General features: G+C 59.8%; 16 protein-coding genes. 6 read left to right on the top strand and 10 right to left on the bottom strand.

Annotated elements, in window-relative coordinates:
- Positions 1–36 precede the first annotated feature (36 nt).
- The 4 genes from ACRQ1B_RS01440 (at position 37) to ACRQ1B_RS01425 (ending at position 5,051) form a co-directional block, all read left to right on the top strand.
- Positions 37–741, top strand: a complete 705-nt coding sequence (locus ACRQ1B_RS01440) for a gluconate 2-dehydrogenase subunit 3 family protein (protein ID WP_432291896.1) — start codon at positions 37–39, stop codon at positions 739–741.
- A 4-nt stretch (positions 742–745) separates the two neighbouring features.
- Entirely contained in the window at positions 746–2,512 is a 1,767-nt protein-coding gene (locus tag ACRQ1B_RS01435) for a GMC family oxidoreductase (protein ID WP_432291895.1), read from the top strand.
- An 11-nt stretch (positions 2,513–2,523) separates the two neighbouring features.
- Entirely contained in the window at positions 2,524–3,846 is a 1,323-nt protein-coding gene (locus ACRQ1B_RS01430) for a c-type cytochrome (protein WP_432291894.1), read from the top strand.
- Positions 3,847–4,127: 281 nt separating this feature from the next.
- Positions 4,128–5,051: an HD-GYP domain-containing protein gene (locus tag ACRQ1B_RS01425; RefSeq protein WP_432291893.1), complete on the top strand. Its 924-nt coding sequence runs from the start codon at positions 4,128–4,130 to the stop codon at positions 5,049–5,051.
- A gap of 30 nt (positions 5,052–5,081) precedes the next feature.
- Here ACRQ1B_RS01425 and ACRQ1B_RS01420 read toward each other — a convergent pair whose 3' ends face one another.
- The 5 genes from ACRQ1B_RS01420 to ACRQ1B_RS01400 form a co-directional block, all read right to left on the bottom strand.
- Positions 5,082–6,254: a Gfo/Idh/MocA family protein gene (locus ACRQ1B_RS01420; RefSeq protein WP_432291892.1), complete on the bottom strand. Its 1,173-nt coding sequence runs from the start codon at positions 6,252–6,254 to the stop codon at positions 5,082–5,084.
- Positions 6,255–6,468: 214 nt separating this feature from the next.
- A complete protein-coding gene (locus ACRQ1B_RS01415) occupies positions 6,469–7,521 on the bottom strand; it encodes a sugar phosphate isomerase/epimerase family protein (protein WP_432291891.1) in 1,053 nt (350 codons plus the stop codon).
- 248 nt (positions 7,522–7,769) lie between these two features.
- The gene (locus ACRQ1B_RS01410; protein WP_432291890.1) at positions 7,770–8,735 is read right to left on the bottom strand and encodes a substrate-binding domain-containing protein; all 966 of its coding nucleotides are present in this window, start codon (positions 8,733–8,735) and stop codon (positions 7,770–7,772) included.
- 81 nt (positions 8,736–8,816) lie between these two features.
- Complete coding sequence (locus ACRQ1B_RS01405; RefSeq protein ID WP_432291889.1) at positions 8,817–9,818, bottom strand: ABC transporter permease; 1,002 nt, start codon at positions 9,816–9,818, stop codon at positions 8,817–8,819.
- Positions 9,815–11,338 (bottom strand): sugar ABC transporter ATP-binding protein, encoded by a 1,524-nt coding sequence (locus ACRQ1B_RS01400; protein WP_432291888.1) that lies wholly within the window; start codon positions 11,336–11,338, stop codon positions 9,815–9,817. The genes ACRQ1B_RS01405 and ACRQ1B_RS01400 overlap by 4 nt, the downstream gene beginning before the upstream one ends.
- A 447-nt stretch (positions 11,339–11,785) precedes the next feature.
- Here ACRQ1B_RS01400 and ACRQ1B_RS01395 point away from each other — a divergent pair, with 447 nt between their 5' ends.
- Positions 11,786–12,343: a YcxB family protein gene (locus tag ACRQ1B_RS01395; protein ID WP_432291887.1), complete on the top strand. Its 558-nt coding sequence runs from the start codon at positions 11,786–11,788 to the stop codon at positions 12,341–12,343.
- Positions 12,344–12,385: 42 nt separating this feature from the next.
- Here ACRQ1B_RS01395 and xylA read toward each other — a convergent pair whose 3' ends face one another.
- The 5 genes from xylA to ACRQ1B_RS01370 form a co-directional block, all read right to left on the bottom strand.
- Positions 12,386–13,696, bottom strand: coding sequence for a xylose isomerase (gene xylA / locus ACRQ1B_RS01390; protein WP_432291886.1), 1,311 nt, complete (start codon positions 13,694–13,696; stop codon positions 12,386–12,388).
- Positions 13,697–13,882: 186 nt separating this feature from the next.
- Positions 13,883–15,337 (bottom strand): xylulokinase, encoded by a 1,455-nt coding sequence (gene xylB / locus ACRQ1B_RS01385; protein WP_432291885.1) that lies wholly within the window; start codon positions 15,335–15,337, stop codon positions 13,883–13,885.
- A 25-nt stretch (positions 15,338–15,362) separates the two neighbouring features.
- Entirely contained in the window at positions 15,363–16,388 is a 1,026-nt protein-coding gene (locus ACRQ1B_RS01380; protein WP_432291884.1) for a LacI family DNA-binding transcriptional regulator, read from the bottom strand.
- Positions 16,389–16,530: 142 nt separating this feature from the next.
- Entirely contained in the window at positions 16,531–18,129 is a 1,599-nt protein-coding gene (locus tag ACRQ1B_RS01375; RefSeq protein ID WP_432291883.1) for a DHA2 family efflux MFS transporter permease subunit, read from the bottom strand.
- A 48-nt stretch (positions 18,130–18,177) separates the two neighbouring features.
- Positions 18,178–19,371 carry an HlyD family secretion protein gene (locus tag ACRQ1B_RS01370; protein ID WP_432291882.1) on the bottom strand — a complete coding sequence of 398 codons (1,194 nt, stop codon included), beginning with the start codon at positions 19,369–19,371 and terminating at the stop codon, positions 18,178–18,180.
- A 136-nt stretch (positions 19,372–19,507) separates the two neighbouring features.
- On the opposite strand from ACRQ1B_RS01370, the gene ACRQ1B_RS01365 reads away from it, so the two are divergent.
- Positions 19,508–20,191, top strand: coding sequence for a TetR/AcrR family transcriptional regulator (locus ACRQ1B_RS01365; RefSeq protein WP_432291881.1), 684 nt, complete (start codon positions 19,508–19,510; stop codon positions 20,189–20,191).
- The last annotated feature ends 41 nt before the right edge of the window (positions 20,192–20,232 follow it).

The following is a 20,232-nucleotide window of genomic DNA, read 5'->3' as shown; positions in this document are numbered from 1 at the left end:
CGCGCAAGGCATTTCAAGCGGACGAAGGAGCTTAACATGAGAGACGTACCGGGCCTGCCGTCCCGCCGAACCTTCCTGAAGGCATCGGCGGCGAGCGCGGCCATTGCCGGCATTGTGGCGATCCCTGCCAAGGCCGAGGAAAAATCCGAGCCGGTGGCGCTTACCGAATACAAACCGATCTGTCTCAAGCCCAGTGAGTGGGCTTTCGTGATGGCAGCGGTGGCAAGACTGATCCCGTCGGAAGGCGATGGCCCCGGCGCGATCGAAACGCGCGTCCCGGTCTTCATCGACATGCAGCTGGCCGGTGACTATGGCCGCGCCGCCGACTGGTACATGCAAGGCCCGCACGATGCGGCAGCAAGCCCGCTGCGCGGCTGGCAGACGCCGCTGACGCCGCTGGAAGTCTACCAGCAGGCGATCCCCGCCTTCGACGAATGGTGCAAACAGACCCATGGCAAGATCTTTGCCGAACTGGACGCGGCAACCCAGGACAAGGCGCTCACCTCGCTCCAGAAGGACGAGATGAAGATCAAGCCCGAGCTGCGCGAGTTCTTCACCATCCTGCTCGGCAATACCAAGGAAGGCTATTTCGCCGACCCGATGTATGGCGGCAATCACGGCATGCAGGCCTGGACCTATATCGGGTTCCCGGGCGCGCGCGGCTCCTACAGGGAATGGGTGCTGAAGCACAACGTGAAATACCCGCTCGGCCCCGTTTCCATTTCCGGCGAGAGGGCCTGAGACCATGGCACGCACTGAAAAGAAGAAAAACGTCGTCCTCGTCGGTTTCGGCTGGACCGGCGCCATCCTCGGCATGGAACTGGCCAATGAAGGCCTCGAGATCCTCGCCCTCGAACGTGGCCACGATCAGGCAACGGTACCGGACTTCCAGTACCCGAATATGATCGACGAGCTGAAATACGGCGTGCGCCTCGGCATGATGCAGAAGCCGCGCAACGGCACGCTGACCATCCGCCGCGACCAGAACGAGACGGCCCTGCCCTATCGCAGCCTCGGCACCTTCCTGCCCGGCATCGGTGTCGGCGGCGCCGGCACCCACTGGAACGGCCTCAACTGGCGTCCGATGCAGTCGGAATACCGCCTGCGCTCCTATACGGAAGAAAAATTCGGCAACATCATTCCCGAAGACATGACCATTCAGGACTACCCGATGTCCTATGCCGAACTCGAGCCGCACTTCGATCGGTTCGAGCATGTAGCCGGCATTTCCGGTCAGGCCGGCAATATCAACGGCAAGATCGTCGAAGGCGGCAACCCGTTCGAGGCGCCGCGTTCGCGCGACTACCCGATGCCGCCCATGCACTCGACCTGGGACGGCAAGAAGTTCGCCGATGCGGCGAAAGCCATGGGTTACCACCCCTTCCCGAGCCCCGGCGGCATTGCCTCCAAGGACTATGTCAACGAATACAACATGCAGATGGGCCCGTGTAACCACTGTGGTTTCTGCGAGCGTTTCGGCTGCTACAACTATTCGAAATCTTCTCCGCAGACGGCGATCATCGATGCGCTCAAGCGCAAGAAGAATTTTGAATACCGCACCCATGCCGACGTGCTGCGCGTCGAACTGGCACCGGACGGCAAGACCGCGACCGGCGTCACCTACTATGACGAAAAGGCCCAGGAAGAAGTCTTCCAGCCGGCCGATATCGTCATCCTGACGGCATTTTCGCTGCACAACGTGCACCTGATGCTGCTGTCGGGCATCGGCAAACCTTACGACCCCAACACCAATGAAGGTGTCGTCGGCCGTAACTATTCCTACCAGCTGACAGGCGGTTACACGCTGTTCTTCAAGGACGAGAATTTCAACCCGTTCATCGGCACCGGCGCCAACGGCATGTGCATCGATGATTTTGGCATGGACAATATCGACTTTGCCAAGGAAGGCTTTATCGGCGGCGCCTACTGGCGTTCCGGCCAGACCAACGGCCAGCCGATCCGCTCCATGTCGCTGCCATCGGGCACGCCGTCCTGGGGGGCCGGTTGGAAAAAGGCGATCGGCGAATGGTACGGCCATTCGATGAACATCGGCGCCCACGGTTCGCTGATGTCCTATCGCGGCAACTATCTCGACCTCGACCCGACCTACAAGGACCCGCGCGGCCGCGCCATGATGCGCATGACCTTCAACTGGCAGCCGAACGACCTCAAGATGATCCAGTTCATGAAGACGAAGATGGAGGAAGTCGTGAAGACGATGAAACCCGACATCGCGCAGGACGGTTTCAAGAAGGATGGCGCCATGTTCGACGTGCGTCCTTACCAGACCACCCATAATACCGGTGGCGCGGTAACCGGTGACGATCGCAAGACCTCGGCGATCAACCGTTATCTTCAGGCCTGGGACCAGCACAACGTGTTCGTGATGGGCGCCAGCGCCTTCCCGCAGAACACCCAGTACAACCCGACCGGCATGGTCGGCGGCCTGGCCTATTGGGCGGCAGAACATATACGCAAGGATTACCTGCCCAATCCGCGTCCGCTGGTGTGAGGAGAGAAGCCATGAAAAAATTCATTCGCGTTCTCGGCGTCCTCGTCGTTTTGGGTCTCGTTGCCCTTGCCGCCTTCATCTTCGTGCCGGTGCAGCGCACCGGCCCGGCCACCCAGTTGGCTGCCGATTTCAAGCCGGCCAAGGGTCAGGGTGAATATGTCATGCGCGCCGGCGACTGCATGGCCTGCCACACCAACGAAGGCGGCAAGCCTTTTGCGGGCGGCCGTGCCATCCAGAGCCCGATGGGCACGATCTGGACCACCAACATCACGCCCGACAAGGAAACCGGCATCGGCAACTGGTCGCTCGACGATTTCCGCGCGGCTCTTTACGATGGCGTAACCCCGAACGGTACGCATCTCTACCCGGCCATGCCGTATGAGAACTACCGCAAGATGTCGGAAGAGGACATCGTCGCCCTCTATGACTATTTTATGCATGAGGTTCAGCCGGTCTCCAACAAGGTCGAGGAAACCAAGCTGGGCTTCCCGTTCAACCTGCGCTTCGGTTTGCGCGCCTGGAACTGGCTTTCCGCCAGCTATGCGCCCGGCTTCAAGCCGAACGCCGGTGAGGACGAACAGTTCAATCGCGGCAAATATCTGGTCGAGGGCGCTGCCCACTGCGCCGCCTGCCACAGCCCGCGCAACCTGTTCATGGCGCAGGACGGTATCGACGAAACGTCGAAGGCTTTCCTGACCGGCGGCGAAATCGACGGTTACACCGCGCCTGACCTTCGTGGTCCGGAAAGCGGCCCGCAGAAGTGGACCACCGAGCAGACGGCCGCCTACCTCTCGACTGCCCGCAACGCCCACTCCACTGCAACCGGCGAAATGATGCTCGTCGTGCGTGACTCGCTGCAGTACATGACGCATGAGGACAACATGGCGATCGCCGCCTACCTCAAAAAGATTGGAACTGCACCGGCAAACGCTGCCTCGACAGCATCGGCGGCCCCGGAAGTCACCGAAACCGAAAAGATGCTGACGGAAGCCAAGCCGGATATGCCGCTCGGCCCTCGTCTTTATCTCGACAATTGCGGTGGCTGCCATTTCGTCACCGGCAAGGGTGCGGGCGAAACCTTCCCGGAACTCGACGGCAATTCGCTCGTCACCGCGAAGTCGCCGAAAGGCCTGATCAGCGTCATCCTCCACGGGGCGGAACTGCCCTCCACGGCGGACCGTCCGATGAAGATGCGCATGCAGGGTTACGACCAGCGCCTGTCGGACGAGGAAATCGCAGCCCTTGCCACCTTCCTGCGCGAAGGCTGGACCAACAAGGCACCGGCTGTTTCGGCGGCGGATGTGAAGGCCGTTCGCGACCTCGCAAAACACTGAAAAAATCCCCCGGATCCTTGTTCGGGATCAACCGAAAACGGCGTGTCCTGCTCCGGCAGGGCACGCCGTTTGCACATGTCCAAATGCATATCTGAAATTTCATTAGCGATTTAAAATCAAACAATTACGCGAATAAAATCTGATAAATTGTAATAAAGAACATCATGAAACACAGAAAATTACCCTCTTTCGGCACACCATAAAAATGTGATCGCCGATTTAAGGGATTTATTTATAGTCATGACGGCCAAATCACCCCCGTAATTCGAGGAATGATTGGCGTGATACTTCGTTTTCCCAAAAATCTTGTTCAGGCCGGCCTTTATATCGAGGCCGTGGAATGCCCGAGTGCCGAATTTCCGCGTCGGCGATTCATGCTGGAATCCGAGGAGGATCTGAAATCCATCCTCCTCTCCTCTGCTGTTGATGTTCTCGTCAGCCAGCAGAAAAGCCGGGTGGATGTTGCAGCCCTTCTGGAGCGCGCCCCTGCCGGTTATTTCAAGCCTGCCCCCTTAAGCGAGCCGATGCGGCTGGAAACCAGCGCGGCCCTTGAAGGCGCCATGGACGCCATGCGCCAGGGTCTGGAAGCCATGGTCGATGGCAATATCGACATGACACACATCACCGAAGCCGCCATCGCCGCCCGTCGTGGCGTCGAGAATGCGCCGGAACTTTTCGTGGAGATGACGCGCCTGAAGGCCAAGCACAAGGCGACCTATCTGCATTCCGTCGTTGTGGCCGGCCTGATGGCTCAGATGGCCGTGCTGCTGGAATATGACGACGAGATGGTCGACGAGATCGGCCGCGCCGGCATCCTGCACGATATCGGCAAGCTGCTGATCCCCAACGCCATCCTCAACAAGCCGGGCAAACTCAATGCCGTCGAATGGCGCATGATCCGCAGCCACCCGGAAATCGGCTATCGCCACATGAAGGATCTCGGCGGCGTGTCCGACCTGATCCTCGACGTCTGCCGCCTGCACCACGAAGCGCTCGATGGCAGCGGTTATCCGCTGGGCCTGAAGGATGACCAGATCATTCCGGTCGTGCGCATCTGCACGGTCTGCGACGTGTTCGATGCGCTGACTAGCGTGCGCCCCTACAAGAAGGCATGGTCGACCGCCGATGCGCTGACCTGGATGTACGACCAGCCGCACATGTTCGACCGCAAGCTGATCCTGCGGCTGGGTTCGATGTTCCGCTAAGGGAGATGCCCACCAGCCGCAGTATTTTGCTTAAAGCTTGACCCAGGCACCGTTTTTCTTCGACGACGCCACGCAGGCTTCCACGAAGGCAACGCCCTTAACGCCGTCATCGACGGTCGGATAGATGACCGCCTTGTCGAGCTTTTTGCCGTTCTTCTTCGCGTGGATAGCGAGCGCCGCCTCCGAATAGATCGTCGCAAAGGCCTCAAGATACCCTTCGGGATGACCGGACGGGATGCGTGACACGCGCGCCGCCGCAGCCCCTGCACCGGCACCATTGCGGGTGATCAGCCGCTTCGGCTCACCGAACGGTGTGTACCAGAGCAGGTTCGGGTTTTCCTGGGACCATTCCAGTCCGCCCTTTTCGCCATAAACGCGCAGCTTCAGCCCGTTTTCATTGCCCGGCGCCACCTGGCTGCACCACAACATGCCCTTCGCCCCCTCCGTAAACCGCAGCATCACATGTGCATTGTCGTCCAGCCTGCGGCCCGGCACAAAACTGTCGAGATCGGCGGCAAGGCTTTGAAGCGTCAGACCGGTGACGAAGGAGGCGAGATTATAGGCATGCGTGCCGATATCGCCGGTGGAGCCTCCTGCCCCTGACTGCGCAGGGTCAGTGCGCCACACCGCCTGTTTTGCCCCCGTCTGTTCGGCGGCTTCCGTCAGCCAGTCCTGCGCATATTCGACATTCACCACGCGCAGCTTGCCGAGATCGCCGTTGGCGATCATTTCGCGGGCTTGGCGCACCATCGGGTAACCGGTGTAATTGTGGGTGAGGATGAACAGCGCATCGCTTTCATCCGCCAGCCTCTTCAGCTTTTTGGCATCCGCCAGATTGGAGGTCAGCGGCTTGTCGCAGATGACATGGATGCCGCGCTTCAGAAACTCGCGGGCCGCTTCGAAATGCACATGGTTGGGCGTGACGATAGACACTGCCTCGATGCCATCCTTCAGACGCGCCTCGCGGATCGCCATCTCCTTGTAGGAACCATAGGTGCGGGCTGGATCCAGCCCCAGTTCGCGACCGGACGCCGCCGCCTTCTCCGGCGTCGACGACAGCGCGCCTGATATCAGGTCGAAACGATCATCCAGCCTTGCCGCCATGCGATGCACCGCGCCGACAAACGCGCCGGAACCGCCGCCCACCATGCCGAGGCGAATGCGTGGCTCCCGTGCCGCTTCCTGTTTGCCTTCGATTGCCATGAAATATCTCCTTGAAACCTTGTATCTCGGCACTCGCCCCTCATCCGGCTGCCACCACCTTCTCCCCGTAATGACGGGGAGAAGGACACAAGCCGCAGCGTTTTCGCCACTCTCCACCGTCGAGCGAGGCACGTCGCCTCTCCCCGCCTGCGGGGAGAGGGTTAGGGTGAGGGGCAAGCTGCGAACACTGTCCGAGGGGCAAGGCCGCCTATCGTTAAAGCCCCAGCATCCGCCTATTCGCTGCCTCATCGGTGCCGCCGGCCGCAAAGTCGTCGAACGCGTGTTCCGTCACACGGATGATATGCGCCTTGACGAACTCCGCCCCTTCACGTGCCCCGTCTTCCGGATGTTTCAGCGCGCATTCCCACTCGACCACTGCCCAGCCATCGAAATCGTTGGCCGCCATCTTGGAGAAGATCGCACCGAAATCCACCTGCCCGTCACCCGGCGAGCGAAAACGACCAGCGCGATTTACCCAGCTCTGGAAACCGCCATAAACGCCCTGCCGACCGGTCGGATTGAATTCCGCGTCCTTGACATGGAACATCTTGATCCGGTCCTTGTAGATGTCGATGTTGTCGAGATAATCGAGGCATTGCAGCACGTAATGCGACGGATCGTAGAGCATGTTGGCGCGCGGATGGTTGTTCACGCGCTCCAGGAACATCTCGAAGGTGATGCCGTCATGCAGGTCTTCGCTCGGATGGATTTCGTAACACACGTCGACATCGTTTTCGTCGGCATGATTGAGGATCGGCGTCCAGCGTTTCGCCAGCTCGTCGAAAGCCGTTTCCACGAGGCCGGCCGGACGCTGCGGGAACGGATAGAGGAACGGCCAGACCAGCGCGCCGGAAAAGGTCGCATGCGCCTTGATGCCGAGATGTTTTGAGGCGGTGATCGCCATCTTCACCTGTTCGACCGCCCATTCCTGTCGCGCTTTCGGGTTGCCGCGCACTTCCGGTGCGGCAAAACCGTCGAACACTTCATCATAGGCCGGATGCACGGCCACAAGCTGGCCTTGCAGATGGGTGGAAAGCTCGGTGATCTCCACACCGTTTTCGCGCGCCTTGCCGGCCAGCTCGTCGCAATAGTCCTTGGAAGTCGAGGCCTTTTTCAGGTCGATCAGCTGGGTCGCCCATGTGGGCACCTGCACGCCGAGATATCCCTTGTCCGCCGCCCATTTGGTGATGCCGTCCCAAGTATTGAACGGTGCCGCGTCGCCTGCAAACTGGCCGAGAAAGATGCCCGGTCCCTTGATCGTCTTCATGAAAATCTCCTCTTAGAAATTGATGTGGCACGCAGAGTGCCCCCTATTCCGTCATCCGCCCTCGGGTTAAACCCGAAGGGTTGAGCCGGGATCCAGCCAGCCCAAGTCCTTGGGCTGAAAAGAGTCTTCGCGCGCTGCAGACGCAGCGCTGCTGGATTCCTGTGACACACCTCGCGTGAAACGCGAGGAACAGGAATGACGGAGGTAAGCGAGTGCCCGCCCCTTTCAAGGCGAGCACCATGTTGGGTTCAGAACGGCGAGTCAGGGAAATAGAATTCCTTGGCGTTGTCCTTGGTCACCAGCGTGGCGTCGAGGATGTAATTGCCGCTGACCGGGACCTGATCGTAAAAACCGCCGGCGGTGAGCTGCATGGCAGTCGCCACCATGGCCGGCGGATAAAGCACGTCGACCGGCATGATCTTGTCGCCATCCATGACCCGCTTGATCATGTCCTTGGAACCGGCACCGCCAACGACGTATTTGATGTCGGTGCGCTTGGCCTGTTCGATGGCTTCCAGCACGCCGACGGCCATGTCGTCATCCTGGCACCAGACCACGTCGATCTTCGGATATTTGGTGAGATAATCCTGCATCACGCGAAACGCGTCGTCGCGGCTCCAGTTGCCATACTGACGATCCAGCACCTTCACCTTGGAGCCTTCGATGCCCTTGTCAAAGCCGTCCTGACGCTGCTGGTCGATCGGGATCGGCAAGCCGCGAATGATCACCACTTCGGCTTCCGGCGTCGTTTCGGCAATGTATTTACCAGCGACTTCACCGAGCGCCGGGTTATTGCCGGCCACGTAAAGGTCACGGATCGTGTTGTCGTTGACGGAAGGCGCGCGGTCGACCAGCGCCACGAACTTGCCGTCATCCTTGACCTGCTGGATGGCCGAAACGAGCTGATCCGGATCGGTCGGCAGGATGACGAGAGCGTCGATGCCCTGCACCGCCAGATCCTGCACGGCATTGGCCTGGCTGGCCGGATCGGCCGAGGTTTTCACGATGACGTTGAGGCCCTTGTGTTCGGCCATCAGAAGCTTGGCGACACGTTCGGCATGGAAGACCACGCCGGCCGTCCAGCCATGGTCGGCGGCCGGAATGGACACGCCGATCGTGACCTTCTTTGCCTCCTGCGCCCAGCCGAGCGCAGGTGCCATCACCACCGAGGCAGCGAGCGCTGCTGCGGTTATCCCAAAAGTTCTTCTACGCATATCTCTCTCCCAAGGTTTTCGGGGTCTCTCCTCCCGACCGAACCCGCCCCAGATGGCCCGGCGTATTTCAAGAATGTCTCCCTACTTCCGCATCAGCGTGCGCTGCACCAGCATGGCGATGATGATGATCGCCCCCTGAATCGCGCCGATCAGATATTCGCTGACAAAATTGGAAAGCAGCATGATGTTGCCGACGATTTCCAGAATGAAGGCCCCGCAGATCGTGCCCCACACACGGCCCACGCCACCACGAAGCGCCGTACCACCAACGACGACGGCGGTGATCGCCTGTAATTCCCAGAGAATGCCTGTGGTCGCCGAGGTCGAACCCAGACGCGGCACATAGATGATCACCGCAACGGCGACGCACAGACCCTGAATGACATAAGCAATCGTGCGGACCTTTTGCACGGAAATGCCGGAATACTTGGCCACGTCCTCATTCGAACCGACCGCGATCACATGCCGCCCATAACGGGTGCGGTAGAGCACGAAGGCGGCGATGGCAGCGGTGACGAAAATCACGATGATCGGGATCGGCACGCCAAACACATCACCAAAATAAACCGGGCGATAAAGCTGCTGCAGCTCACGGTCCCTCACGGTGATGGAGCCGCCCTGAGACAACCACGTCGTCAGGCCGCGATAAATGCCCATCATGCCGAGCGTGGCGATAAACGGCTCGATCTTGCCGACCGTGGTGATCAAACCGTTGGTCAAACCGCAGGCGGCACCGAGGATAAGAGCCAGCATCATCGCCGCGATCAGCATCAGCATCGGATCGGCAACGGCGGCGGAATTCATGAACAGGATCATCAGGCTGGCGACAAACGCGACCATCGCACCGACCGACAGGTCCAAGCCGCCCGACGAGATCACATAGGTTGCGCCGAGCGCGATGATGGCGATGAAGGCGCTGCGGGTGATGACATTGGTGAGATTGGCGACCGAGACAAAGTTCGGATTGGCGAAATAACCGAGCACCAGAAGCAGCGCCAACGCCACGAAGGGCGCAATTGCCGCCATGTCCCAGTCTTTCGACGTTTTTGGCGCCTTGGTCGTGTCCGTTGCCACCGCGTTCATGCCGCCTCCCCCGCGCCTGCATTCACGCCCGTCGCCAGCTGCACAATCTCGTTTTCGGTCATGTGATCCCCTTCCACTTCGCCAACGATCCGCCCCGCCCGCATGACATGGATGCGGTCGCAGATGCCGATCAGCTCCGGCATTTCGGAGGACACAACGATGATCGAGCGTCCTTCCCCGGCCAGACTGACGATGAATTTATAGATCTGTTCCTTGTTGCCGATATCGATGCCGCGCGTCGGTTCATCGATGATCACCACCTGCGGATCGAGCAGCATCATTTTGGCGAGCAGCAATTTTTGCTGGTTACCGCCGGAAAGCTGGCCGGCAAGGATATTCTTGGTGCCGGTGCGGATGTCGAAATCCGCGATCGCCTTGTCGAGCGCGTCGCTTTCTTGTCTGCGATCGATCTGAAACCCGCGAATGAATTTGCCGAGAGAAGCCAGCGTCAGGTTGGTGCGCAGATCCTTTGTCAAAAGCAGACCCTTGCCCTTGCGGTCTTCCGACAGATAGGCGACGCCGGCCTTCAGGCTGGAATGCACATCGGTGAAGGCGACGGCATGACCGCGAAAGGTCACCTTGCCCTTGCCCGGACGAAGCCCCACCAGACCTTCCATCAACTCGGTACGGCCAGCGCCGATCAGCCCGGCAAAGCCGAGAATTTCGCCCTTGCGCAGGCTGAAGGACGCGCCTTGGGCATAACCCGGCACATCGAAATTTTCGACATTCAGCACGGTTTCACGCGCCGCAGCCACATGGCGATCGGGGTAAAGTTTTGCCACATCACGCCCCACCATCAGCCGCGCCATGTCGGCTGGCTGCAGTTCGGAAGTCTCGTGCGAAGCCACCAATCGGCCATCGCGCAACACGGTCACGCGGTCGGCTATCTCCTTCACCTCCGGCAGACGGTGCGAAATGTAGAGCACACCGACACCCTTCGCCCGGATATCGCGAATGACCTTCAACAGCGCCTCGGTTTCATGCGGTGTCAACGAGGCGGTCGGCTCGTCGAAGATGACGATACGGTGCGGCACCAGCAAAACGCGGGCGATCTGCACCAGCTGCCTTTGCGCAATGGAAAGCCGCGATACGATGGCATTCGGATCGAGATCGCCGCCCAGATCGCGGATCGCCTGTCGCGCGCCCTCGTTCATCGCCCTGTCGTCGAGCGCCAGGCCTTTGCCAAGCTCGCGGCCGAGATAGATATTCTGTGCAACCGTCAGGTCCGGGGCCAGCAGGATTTCCTGATGCACCAGCACGATGCCGTGCTTTTCCGCATCCACAGGCCCCGAAAAGCTGACCGGCTGGCCATCGATGCGCAACTCGCCACGCGTGGGCTGATGGTTGCCGGCGAGAATCTTCATCAACGTGGATTTGCCGGCGCCGTTTTCGCCGATGATGGCGTGGACCTCGCCTGCCTGCACGGTCAGGTCGATATCCTTCAGGACCTCGACAATGCCAAATGTCTTTGAAAGTCCCGCACCTTCCAGCAACGGCACGGCATAATCAGTCGCAGCCATGGGCGCAAAAACGCTCATGGGTTAGCCACCAAATTCAGATGCGTCGATACGCGTTTAAACGGAAACGCAGATCGAACGCCAGCCTCCTCGCAAGCGGTCGAATGCATTGATTGTCCTCCTGAATGTGGAGGCTAGCCAAGATTATGAGGTACGTAAAGCAGGAATTGCTGATCAAGCCTCAACCAAATGTGAGCACAAAATGCGACAGGCTATCAACAATCTTTACGAGCATTCTCGTTGACGAATTAGTTTACTCTAATATAGATTGTATTTGACTGAAATCGCAGCCAGGAGCCTGGCGCGGCGGACCCCCCTTAAAGGAGGCGTCGGGCTTCTGGCGCGAGTTAGCGCGCATATCGCCGCTCTGATGATTGCCATCATCGCCCTCATCTCTAAATAGCTGCAAGGAAGGCACGATTGTCTTTCTTTTGCGCAAGCGGGGGTGCGGTGAGCGATACAGGCTTTGACACGGATACGAGGCGCGTATCGATCCAGCTGAACGCCAGCGATCTCAAACATGCCAGCATGCTGCATTTCTGGCGGACCCTTCGCCGCCGCGGCACCATTGTCCGATTGCTGGTCTTCTGGCTGGTTTTTATGGCTGTTTTCACGCTGCTGATCAGCGTATTGGCAGGCGATATCTCTGCATTATTGCCGTTTTTCGCAATCTATGCCGGATCGACACTGCTGGGTGTTTTCGTCGTGCCTACCGTCGTGATGCTTGCGTTCGGTGGACGGGCGGCGAAAAAACGGTTCAGCCGCGACAGGCCCATGCAGGTGCCGCGAACCGTCGAATGGGATGAAAACGGTTACAGAAGCCGGAATGAATACGGCACGGTCATCATGCCATGGCAGGAATTTGTCCGGGCCGAGGAAAACGATGGACTTATCCTGATCTACAGCGTGGAAAATTACCGCATCATGCCGAAACGCTTCTTGGCGGAAGCGCAGTTGCAGGACCTTCGGCACTGCATGCGAACCGGCAATCCGGTACTGGTCAAATGAGACCGACCGGGACGCGAACGCCCCGGCCATTTTTGCACACCATCAAACGTAACGGTTGACGACGTTTTCCAGAAACTCCTGACGGCCGGATTTTGGCTCGGGATTGATGTTTTCGCGCTCCACCTTGGCGGCAAGTTCTTCCAGCGAAAAATCACCGCGCAGCATCTTTTGCGCCTCCGGGCTGTCCCACTTGGCGTAACGTTCCGCCAGCGGCTTCGACAGCGCACCGTCTTCCAGCATCTTCGCCGCAGCCTTGAGGCCGCGTGCGCAGGAATCCATGCCGCCGATATGGCCGATCAACAGGTCGGCTGGATCGATCGACTGACGGCGCAGTTTCGAGTCGAAATTCGTACCGCCGGTGGTAAAACCGCCCGCCAGCAGGACCTGGTAGTAAGCGAGCGCCATTTCCGGGACGTTGTTGGGGAACTGGTCGGTATCCCAACCGGACTGGTAATCGTTGCGGTTCATGTCGATCGAACCAAAGATGCCGTGGGCATTGGCCAGCGCCAGCTCATGCTCGAACGTGTGACCCGCGAGGATGGCGTGGCCCTGTTCGATGTTCATCTTCACCTCGTTTTCGAGGCCGTATTTCTTGAGGAAACCATAGACCGTCGCGACGTCGTAATCATACTGGTGTTTTGTCGGTTCCTGCGGTTTCGGCTCGACGAGAATGGCGCCCTTGAAGCCGATCTTGTGCTTGTAATCGACCACCATGTGCAGCATGCGCGCCATCTGGTCGAATTCGCGAGACAGGTCGGTGTTGAGCAGGGTTTCGTAACCCTCCCGGCCACCCCAAAGCACATAATTCTCGCCGCCGAGCTTTTGTGTCGCGTCCATGCAGGTCTTGATGGTGGCGGCCGAATAGGCAAACACATCCGGGTCCGGATTGGTGGAAGCGCCGGACATGAAGCGGCGGTTGGAGAACAGGTTGGCCGTGCCCCAAAGCAGCTTTACGCCGGTCTCTTCCTGCTTCTGGGCAAAATAATCGACGATCTCTTCAAGGTTCTTCGTGTTCTCCGCAAACGTCTTGCCTTCCGGGCGCACGTCGGCATCGTGGAAGCAATAATAGGGCGCGCCGAGCAGCGAGAACATTTCGAAGGCGACATCGGCCTTCAGCTTGGCCTTGTCCATCTCACCGTCATACCACGGGCGATCGAAGGTGCGGCCGCCGAACGGGTCGCCACCTTCCCAGGCAAACGAGTGCCAATAGGCGACGGCAAAGCGCAGGTGATCCTCCAGCCTTTTGCCCGCGACGATCTCGTCGGGATTGTAGAAACGGTAGGCCAGCGGATTGGTGCTGTCCGGGCCTTCATATTTGATCTTCTGGATATCGCCGAAAAAGCCGGTTTTCATATGGGTCTCCTCCCTGAAAAGATGATTGTGATGATTAAACGTGAATCTGAGGTACGTAAATCAGAATATGACGTACGTACCTCATTGCAAGGTAAAAATCGCCGCAGGGGCAGCGATCTTCGGTTTTGAGATCTTTTGGCGGTGAGGTTTTTCACTCACCGCCTGACGGGATTGCTCCCCGAAAAATCAGCCGGCCAAAGCGCGGATGGCCGGATAGGCGGCACGATAACGACCATAAGCCGCCTCGTAGGCTTCCGAGAGGCCGGCAACCGGATCGATGGTCGTTTCGGTTTTCGGCGCGGTGCAGACGGCAATCGGATCGGCGCCCGTGGCAGCGATCAGGCCGAGACGCGCGGCACCGAAGGCGGCACCGAAATCGCCGTCGGCCGGAATATCCACCGGCACACCGAGCGAGGTGGCGATCGAGGCCAGCCAGTAGCGCGAGCGCGAACCGCCGCCGATGGCAGTGACACGTTCGATCCGCGTGCCCGCCGATTTCAGCGCCTCGAGATTGTCGCGGATGGCAAAGGTTACGCCTTCCAGCACCGCCTGCGTCAGCACCGAACGGCTCGATTCATGCTCCAGCCCGAGGAAGGCACCACGAATGACGGCATCATTGTGCGGCGTGCGCTCGCCCGAAAGATAGGGCAGGAAGGTGACGCCCGAGGGCGCCTTCAGTGTGTCGCCGAGTTCGGACACCAGGTCGGCCGCAGGCTTGCCGCTCACCTTCGAATGCCAGTTGAGTGCATCGGTGGCCGACAGGATGACGCCCATCTGGTGCCACGTCTTTGGCAGCGCGTGGCAGAAGGCATGCACGGCGCTTTCCGGCTTGGGCAGATAGCTGTCGGTCGCGGCAAACAGCACGCCGGACGTGCCGAGCGACACGAAGGCGGAGCCGTGCGAAACCGTGCCCATGCCGATCGCCGAGGCCGCATTGTCCCCTGCCCCGCCGGCCACGACGACGCCGTCTGCCATGCCCCATTCGGAGAGCAGTTCGCCGCGCAGCTTGCCGGCCTGTTCCGTGCCTTCCACCAGCGACGGCATCTGTTTTTCCGAAAGATCGGTCGCAGCCAGAAGCTCCGCCGACCATTTGCGGGCACCGGTGTCGAGCCAGGAAGTACCGGCAGAGTCGGACATTTCCGAAATATGCTCGCCGGTCAGCCAAAGACGCAAATAGTCTTTTGGCAGCAGCACTTTTGCGACCTTTGCAAAGATGTCGGGTTCGTTGTTCTTCACCCATGCCAGTTTTGGCGCGGTGAAGCCCGGGAAAACGATATTGCCGGTAAGCTTGCGAAAAATCGGATTGGCGTCGAGGCTGGCGGCTTCCTTGTGCGAACGCGTATCGTTCCACAAAATGCAGGGGCGCAGAACCTTGTCGTCGGCATCGAGCAGCGTCGCTCCGTGCATCTGGCCGGACAGGCCGATGCCTTTCACCGCCGAAAGCTCCTTCGGGAACTTTTGCTTGAGCCCGGCAACGGCTTCCTTGGTCGCGCGCACCCAATGCTCAGGATCCTGTTCCGACCAGCCGGGATGCGGACGCGACACATCGAGCGAACCGTTGGCCGAACCGATGATCTTCTGACCGCCGTCGATAAGCAGCGCTTTTACGCCGGACGTGCCGAGATCGAGACCGAGATACATGCTGTTTCCTTTCCTCCCGCCGCCTTCAGGGCAGGTTGTCCTTCAAGAAAATGTCTATGCGAATACGTTCCTGCGCAGCGATCACAGGTAGGCCGTCGGCCTTCGCCTTCAAGACACGGATGGCGCTGCGCACCTCATGCCCGGCATCCTGATTGAGCACGGCATCGATCGTGCCGTTTTGCAGCGCCGCGCTGCTCGCCTCCGTCAATTCATGCAGGATGACGACAGGAGCGGGCGAAAGCGGCCGCGCCTCCAGCACCGGCAGAAGACCACGGTTACCGGCACCGAGACTGTAGATGCCACAGATGTCGGGGTGTTGGCGTAGGGTCTCAGCAATCAACTTTTCCACGAGAACCGCATCGTCCCGTCCCTCGACGGCGGGCAGCAATGTCAGATGCGGAAAATCCTGCGCCATGACGGCGGAAAAACCATCGAGACGCTCGCGGTGGTCACGCACCATCAGCGAACCGGCGAGCGGCACGATCTTGCCCTGCCGCGAACCCAGAAAACGCCCCATCAGCGTGGCGGCGGTGCGCCCGGCGGCGATATTGTCGATGCCGGCATAATGGTCGCGCGATGACTGCGAAAGATCGGAAACCAGCGTCACCATCGGAATACCCGCAGCAGCCACGCGGCTCGCCGCCTCGCGCACATCAGGCGCATCGACGGCAACAAAGGCGACACCGGCCGCATCACCACCCGCCACCTTGTCCAACGCAGCAACCAATGCCGCACTTTCGAGCGCCGGCACGTCGATCACCTCTATACGCGTGCGCTCCACGCCGGAGCGGGCGATCGCCTCTTCCACCTCGCGGCGCAGGCCGGCCATGAACGGGTTTTCGTTGACCGGCAGAATGAACACAAAGGGGTATACCCGGCTCTTGGCCAGATTGGCGGCGGCGACATCGCGCACGTAACCGAGCGCGGCAATCGCCTCCTCGACCTTTACGCGCGTGCCTTCGCGCACACCCGGACGGGCATTCAGCACGCGGTCCACGGTCGCAAGGCTGACGCCCGCACTTCTGGCGATGTCATGGACCGTCGGCTTCATGCGCACTCCTCCGCCCGTGTGGTAGCGAAAAAGCTGAGGTACGTAAATCAGATTTTTGTCGCACCAATCTGCCTTAAACAGCAAAACGGGGTCGCTGCTCATAACAGCGACTCCGGTACGCGCGGTGGATCTCTTTGATAAATCAGTGGCCGCCGCCACCGCCTCCCCCACCTTGAGGAGCGGGTTTGGAAATTGCGGCAACACCCAGGATCATCATGCCGAACAGCACGGTCAGGATCATGAAGACGTCGCTGAACGACATCACCACGGCCTGTTTGGTCGCCATCTGCACCATCTGGCGGATCGCGCCGGTGGCGCCATCGAGACCGTAGGTATTCAGGTTGGCGGCCATGCTGTTGAGCTGGCTGACGGCAGCCTGATTGCCCCAGTCGAGGTTTTCGCGCAGCCGTTCGTAATGCACGTCCTGACGGTTGGACAGAAGCGTGCTGATGATCGCGAGACCCACGGCGCCGCCGAGGTTACGGGTCAGGTTGAACAGGCCGGATGCACCGCGGATACGGGCCGGCGGCAGCGTGCCGAGCGCGATATTGTTGATCGGCACCATGCACATCATCAGCCCGAAGCCGCGCAGGATCTGCGGGATGAACAGTTCATAAAAGTCCCAGTCGGCGGTGATGCCGGTCATGATGTAGGTGCCGGCAGCAAAGCTGATGAAGCCGAGCACCATCATCGCCCGCAGGTCCATGACGGTCGAAAGCTTGCCGGCCAAAGGCGCGGTAAAGAACATCGCCAGACCGGACACGAACATCGTCTCGCCGATCATCAGGCTGTCGTAACCGCGAATACGGCCGAGATAGACCGGGTAGATATAGGTCAGGCCATAAAGCCCGATGCCCATGACGAAGGAAAAGATCGAACCGAAGGCAAAATTGCGGTTGGCAAAGGCGGTCAGATCCACCACCGGGAATTCCGAGGTAAACGCCCGGTAGAAGAACACGATGGCACCGATACCCGACGCAATCGCGCCGATGACGATCATGTGGTCGTTGAACCAGTCGTTGGAATTGCCCTCTTCCAGCACGTATTCGAGCGCACCGAGAAAGATGCCCATGGCCGCCAGGCCAGTCCAGTCGAATTTTTTAAACAGCGACAGTTCCGGCTTGTCGAAATCGATGAAATTCCAGGTGACGATCGAAACGATGATGCCCGGAATGATGTTGACCAGAAACAGCCAGTGCCACGAAAAAGCGTGGGACAGATAACCGCCAACGGTCGGGCCGATTGTGGGTGCAAGCGTGGCGATCAGGCCGATGATCGGTGAGACGATGGCGCGCTTGGACGGTGGGAAGATGGTGAAGGCCGCCGCGAACACGGACGGGATCATGCCGCCGCCGATAAAGCCCTGAATGGCGCGGTAGACGATCATCTGGTCGATATTCGTCGCCGTGGCGCAGAGCGCGCTAGCAATGGTGAAACCGGCCGCCGAAAAGGCAAAAAGATACCGCGTCGAGACGATGCGCGCGAGCGTGCCCGACAGCGGGATCATGATGACCTCGGCGATCAGGTAGGATGTCTGCACCCAGCCGATCTCGTCCGAGCCGGCGGAAAGGCCGGCCTGGATTTCCGACAGCGATGCCGACACGATCTGGATATCGAGGATCGACATGAACATGCCGAGCACCATGGCGAAGAAAGCAATCAGCTTTCTCCGGTCCATGGGGGCATCCGCCGGCGTCGCCGCCGGTATCGATCCTGCAGTTGTTGTTGCGCTCCCAGCCATGGGACCACCTCCGCCCCGTGGGGCTGTTAGATCAGAGCGAGAGCCGGGTCAGTTCTGTGGTGCCGTGCGCGTATCGACATCGACGACGACGCTCAGACCGGCGCGCAGGCGGCCGCTATCAAGCGCATCCTGCGGCAGAGCAATACGCACCGGCACACGCTGGATGATCTTGGTAAAGTTGCCCGTGGCGTTTTCCGGCGGCAGCAGCGAGAAGACCGAGCCGGAAGCCGGCGAGATGGACTCCACCGTGCCGGTGATCGCATCGTCGCTATAGGCGTCGACATGCACCTTCACCTTGGAGCCGGGCTCCAGATGCTGGATCTGCGTTTCCTTGAAATTGGCGTCGATATAAAGCTGGCGCGTCGGCACCAGCGCCATCAGCCGCTGGCCGGACGAGACGAGATCGCCTTCCTGCACCGAACGATTGCCGACGACACCGTCATACGGCGCCTTCAGAATGGTGAAGGAGAGATCGCGGGCCGCCTTGTCGCGCTGAAGTTCAAGGCCACGGATCTGGCCTTCGGCTTCTCGCTTCTGGGCTTCGAGAATGGTGATATTCGCCTTGGCGCTGGCAATGCTGGCCTGACCGCCGACGAGGTTCGCCTTGGCCTGATCGAGCGCAATATTGGCCTGATCGAGATCGGCAGCGGTGCCGGCCGACTTCGCCTGCAGTTCCGTCTGGCGCTTCTGGGTGATTTCGGCGCCACGAACGGATGCCTGAAGGGCAACCACCTGCGCCTGCGCCTGTTCGACACTGGCATTGCCGGCGGCGATCTGTGCATCGATGCGGCTCAGCGACAGCTTTTGCGTTTCGATTGCGGCATTCGCCTGATCGAGCGCGTTCTGGTAATCGCCATTGTCGAGCGTGACCAGCGTGTCGCCGGCCTTCACCTGCTGGTTGGCAACCACATTCACCTTGGAGACAAAGGCCGTAACCTTCGGCGTGATTGTGGCGATATCGCCTTCGATATAGGCGTCATCGGTCGAAACCATGAAACGGCCGGTCGTCCACCACTCATAACCATACCATGCGCCACCGGCCAGAAGAGCGAGCACGACGATCGGCAGAACCACGCCACGCTTCTTTTTCTTCGGCTCGGCCTTCTGCTCCGTCGCCGCAGCGGTTGCTGTCGGGGCGGTCGGCGCACTGGCCGGGGCTTCCGTGCGGGCTTCGGCCGTGTCGTCCTCGACGGCTTCGAGCTTGACGGCGCGCTTGGCACCGGAATTTTGAGATGCGTTCATGGTATCGACCATCTACAGAGGGAGAGCGGGGCACCAATCGAACCGATCGGTTTAATCGGGCTTGACTTAGAACTTTGCAAACCACATATCAAGGGCCAATCGAACCGATCGGTTCGAAATGATGAAAAAAGGTAAAATGGACAGTTCGAAGACATTGCCGGTGACCGAGACTTCTGCGCCCGCAGGCCGTTTTGCCGCCGGCGCGGACCCGGCAAAACGCGAGCAGATCGTCGACGGTGCTAAACGCGTGTTCATGCAAAAAGGTTTCGATGCCGCCAGCATGAACGACATCACCCGCGAGGCCGGCGTATCGAAAGGAACGATCTACGTCTATTTCGACAACAAGGAAGACCTGTTCATCGCCATGGTGGAACGCGAGCGCGCCGCCTTCTTGGCAGCACTGCGCACCGTGTTAAAAGACAACGAAAATGTCGAAACCGGCCTGCGGGAGTTTGGCATCAAATTCCTCGAACACCTGACAGACGAAAAGATCATCAATGCCATGCGCACCGTGCTGGGCGTGCGCGAACGCATGCCGGATCTCTGTGCCCGCTTTTTCCGTGGCCCGCAGAACCTGCGCACCGTGCTTCAGGATTTTCTGACCCTGCATGTCGAGGCCGGATCGTTGAAGATCGACGACATCAATCTCGCGGCAGGACAGTTCCTCGATCTCGCCAGCGGCAGCTTTTTCAAGTTCCGCCTGTTCGGCACCATGCCGGAAGCACCACCACGTGAAGAGATCGAACGCGTCATCCGCGGCGCCATCCATGTCTTCATGGCCGCTTACGGACATAAAAAAACGAACTGTCCTGCGGAATAACAGTCACGCGGCGCACGTATACCCGAGACGTGCGCTTGTTT

Source organism: Endobacterium panacihumi (genome assembly GCF_050847465.1).
In the GTDB taxonomy this organism is placed as follows: Bacteria; Pseudomonadota; Alphaproteobacteria; order Rhizobiales; family Rhizobiaceae; genus Neorhizobium; species Neorhizobium panacihumi.
The sequence above is the reverse complement of the archived record's forward strand: the minus strand, read 5'-3'. Positions and strand labels throughout refer to the sequence as shown.

Excerpts from the sequence above, each read along its gene's own strand:
- ACRQ1B_RS01440 (WP_432291896.1), top strand. The coding sequence starts at position 37 with ATGAGAGACGTACCGGGCCTGCCGTCCCGCCGAACCTTCCTGAAGGCA.
- ACRQ1B_RS01435 (WP_432291895.1), top strand. The coding sequence starts at position 746 with ATGGCACGCACTGAAAAGAAGAAAAACGTCGTCCTCGTCGGTTTCGGC.
- ACRQ1B_RS01430 (WP_432291894.1), top strand. The coding sequence starts at position 2,524 with ATGAAAAAATTCATTCGCGTTCTCGGCGTCCTCGTCGTTTTGGGTCTC.
- ACRQ1B_RS01420 (WP_432291892.1), bottom strand. The coding sequence starts at position 6,254 with ATGGCAATCGAAGGCAAACAGGAAGCGGCACGGGAGCCACGCATTCGC.
- ACRQ1B_RS01415 (WP_432291891.1), bottom strand. The coding sequence starts at position 7,521 with ATGAAGACGATCAAGGGACCGGGCATCTTTCTCGGCCAGTTTGCAGGC.
- ACRQ1B_RS01410 (WP_432291890.1), bottom strand. The coding sequence starts at position 8,735 with ATGCGTAGAAGAACTTTTGGGATAACCGCAGCAGCGCTCGCTGCCTCG.
- ACRQ1B_RS01405 (WP_432291889.1), bottom strand. The coding sequence starts at position 9,818 with ATGAACGCGGTGGCAACGGACACGACCAAGGCGCCAAAAACGTCGAAA.
- ACRQ1B_RS01400 (WP_432291888.1), bottom strand. The coding sequence starts at position 11,338 with ATGGCTGCGACTGATTATGCCGTGCCGTTGCTGGAAGGTGCGGGACTT.
- xylA (WP_432291886.1), bottom strand. The coding sequence starts at position 13,696 with ATGAAAACCGGCTTTTTCGGCGATATCCAGAAGATCAAATATGAAGGC.
- xylB (WP_432291885.1), bottom strand. The coding sequence starts at position 15,337 with ATGTATCTCGGTCTCGATCTCGGCACGTCCGGCGTAAAAGCGCTGCTT.
- ACRQ1B_RS01380 (WP_432291884.1), bottom strand. The coding sequence starts at position 16,388 with ATGAAGCCGACGGTCCATGACATCGCCAGAAGTGCGGGCGTCAGCCTT.
- ACRQ1B_RS01375 (WP_432291883.1), bottom strand. The coding sequence starts at position 18,129 with ATGGCTGGGAGCGCAACAACAACTGCAGGATCGATACCGGCGGCGACG.
- ACRQ1B_RS01370 (WP_432291882.1), bottom strand. The coding sequence starts at position 19,371 with ATGAACGCATCTCAAAATTCCGGTGCCAAGCGCGCCGTCAAGCTCGAA.
- ACRQ1B_RS01365 (WP_432291881.1), top strand. The coding sequence starts at position 19,508 with ATGGACAGTTCGAAGACATTGCCGGTGACCGAGACTTCTGCGCCCGCA.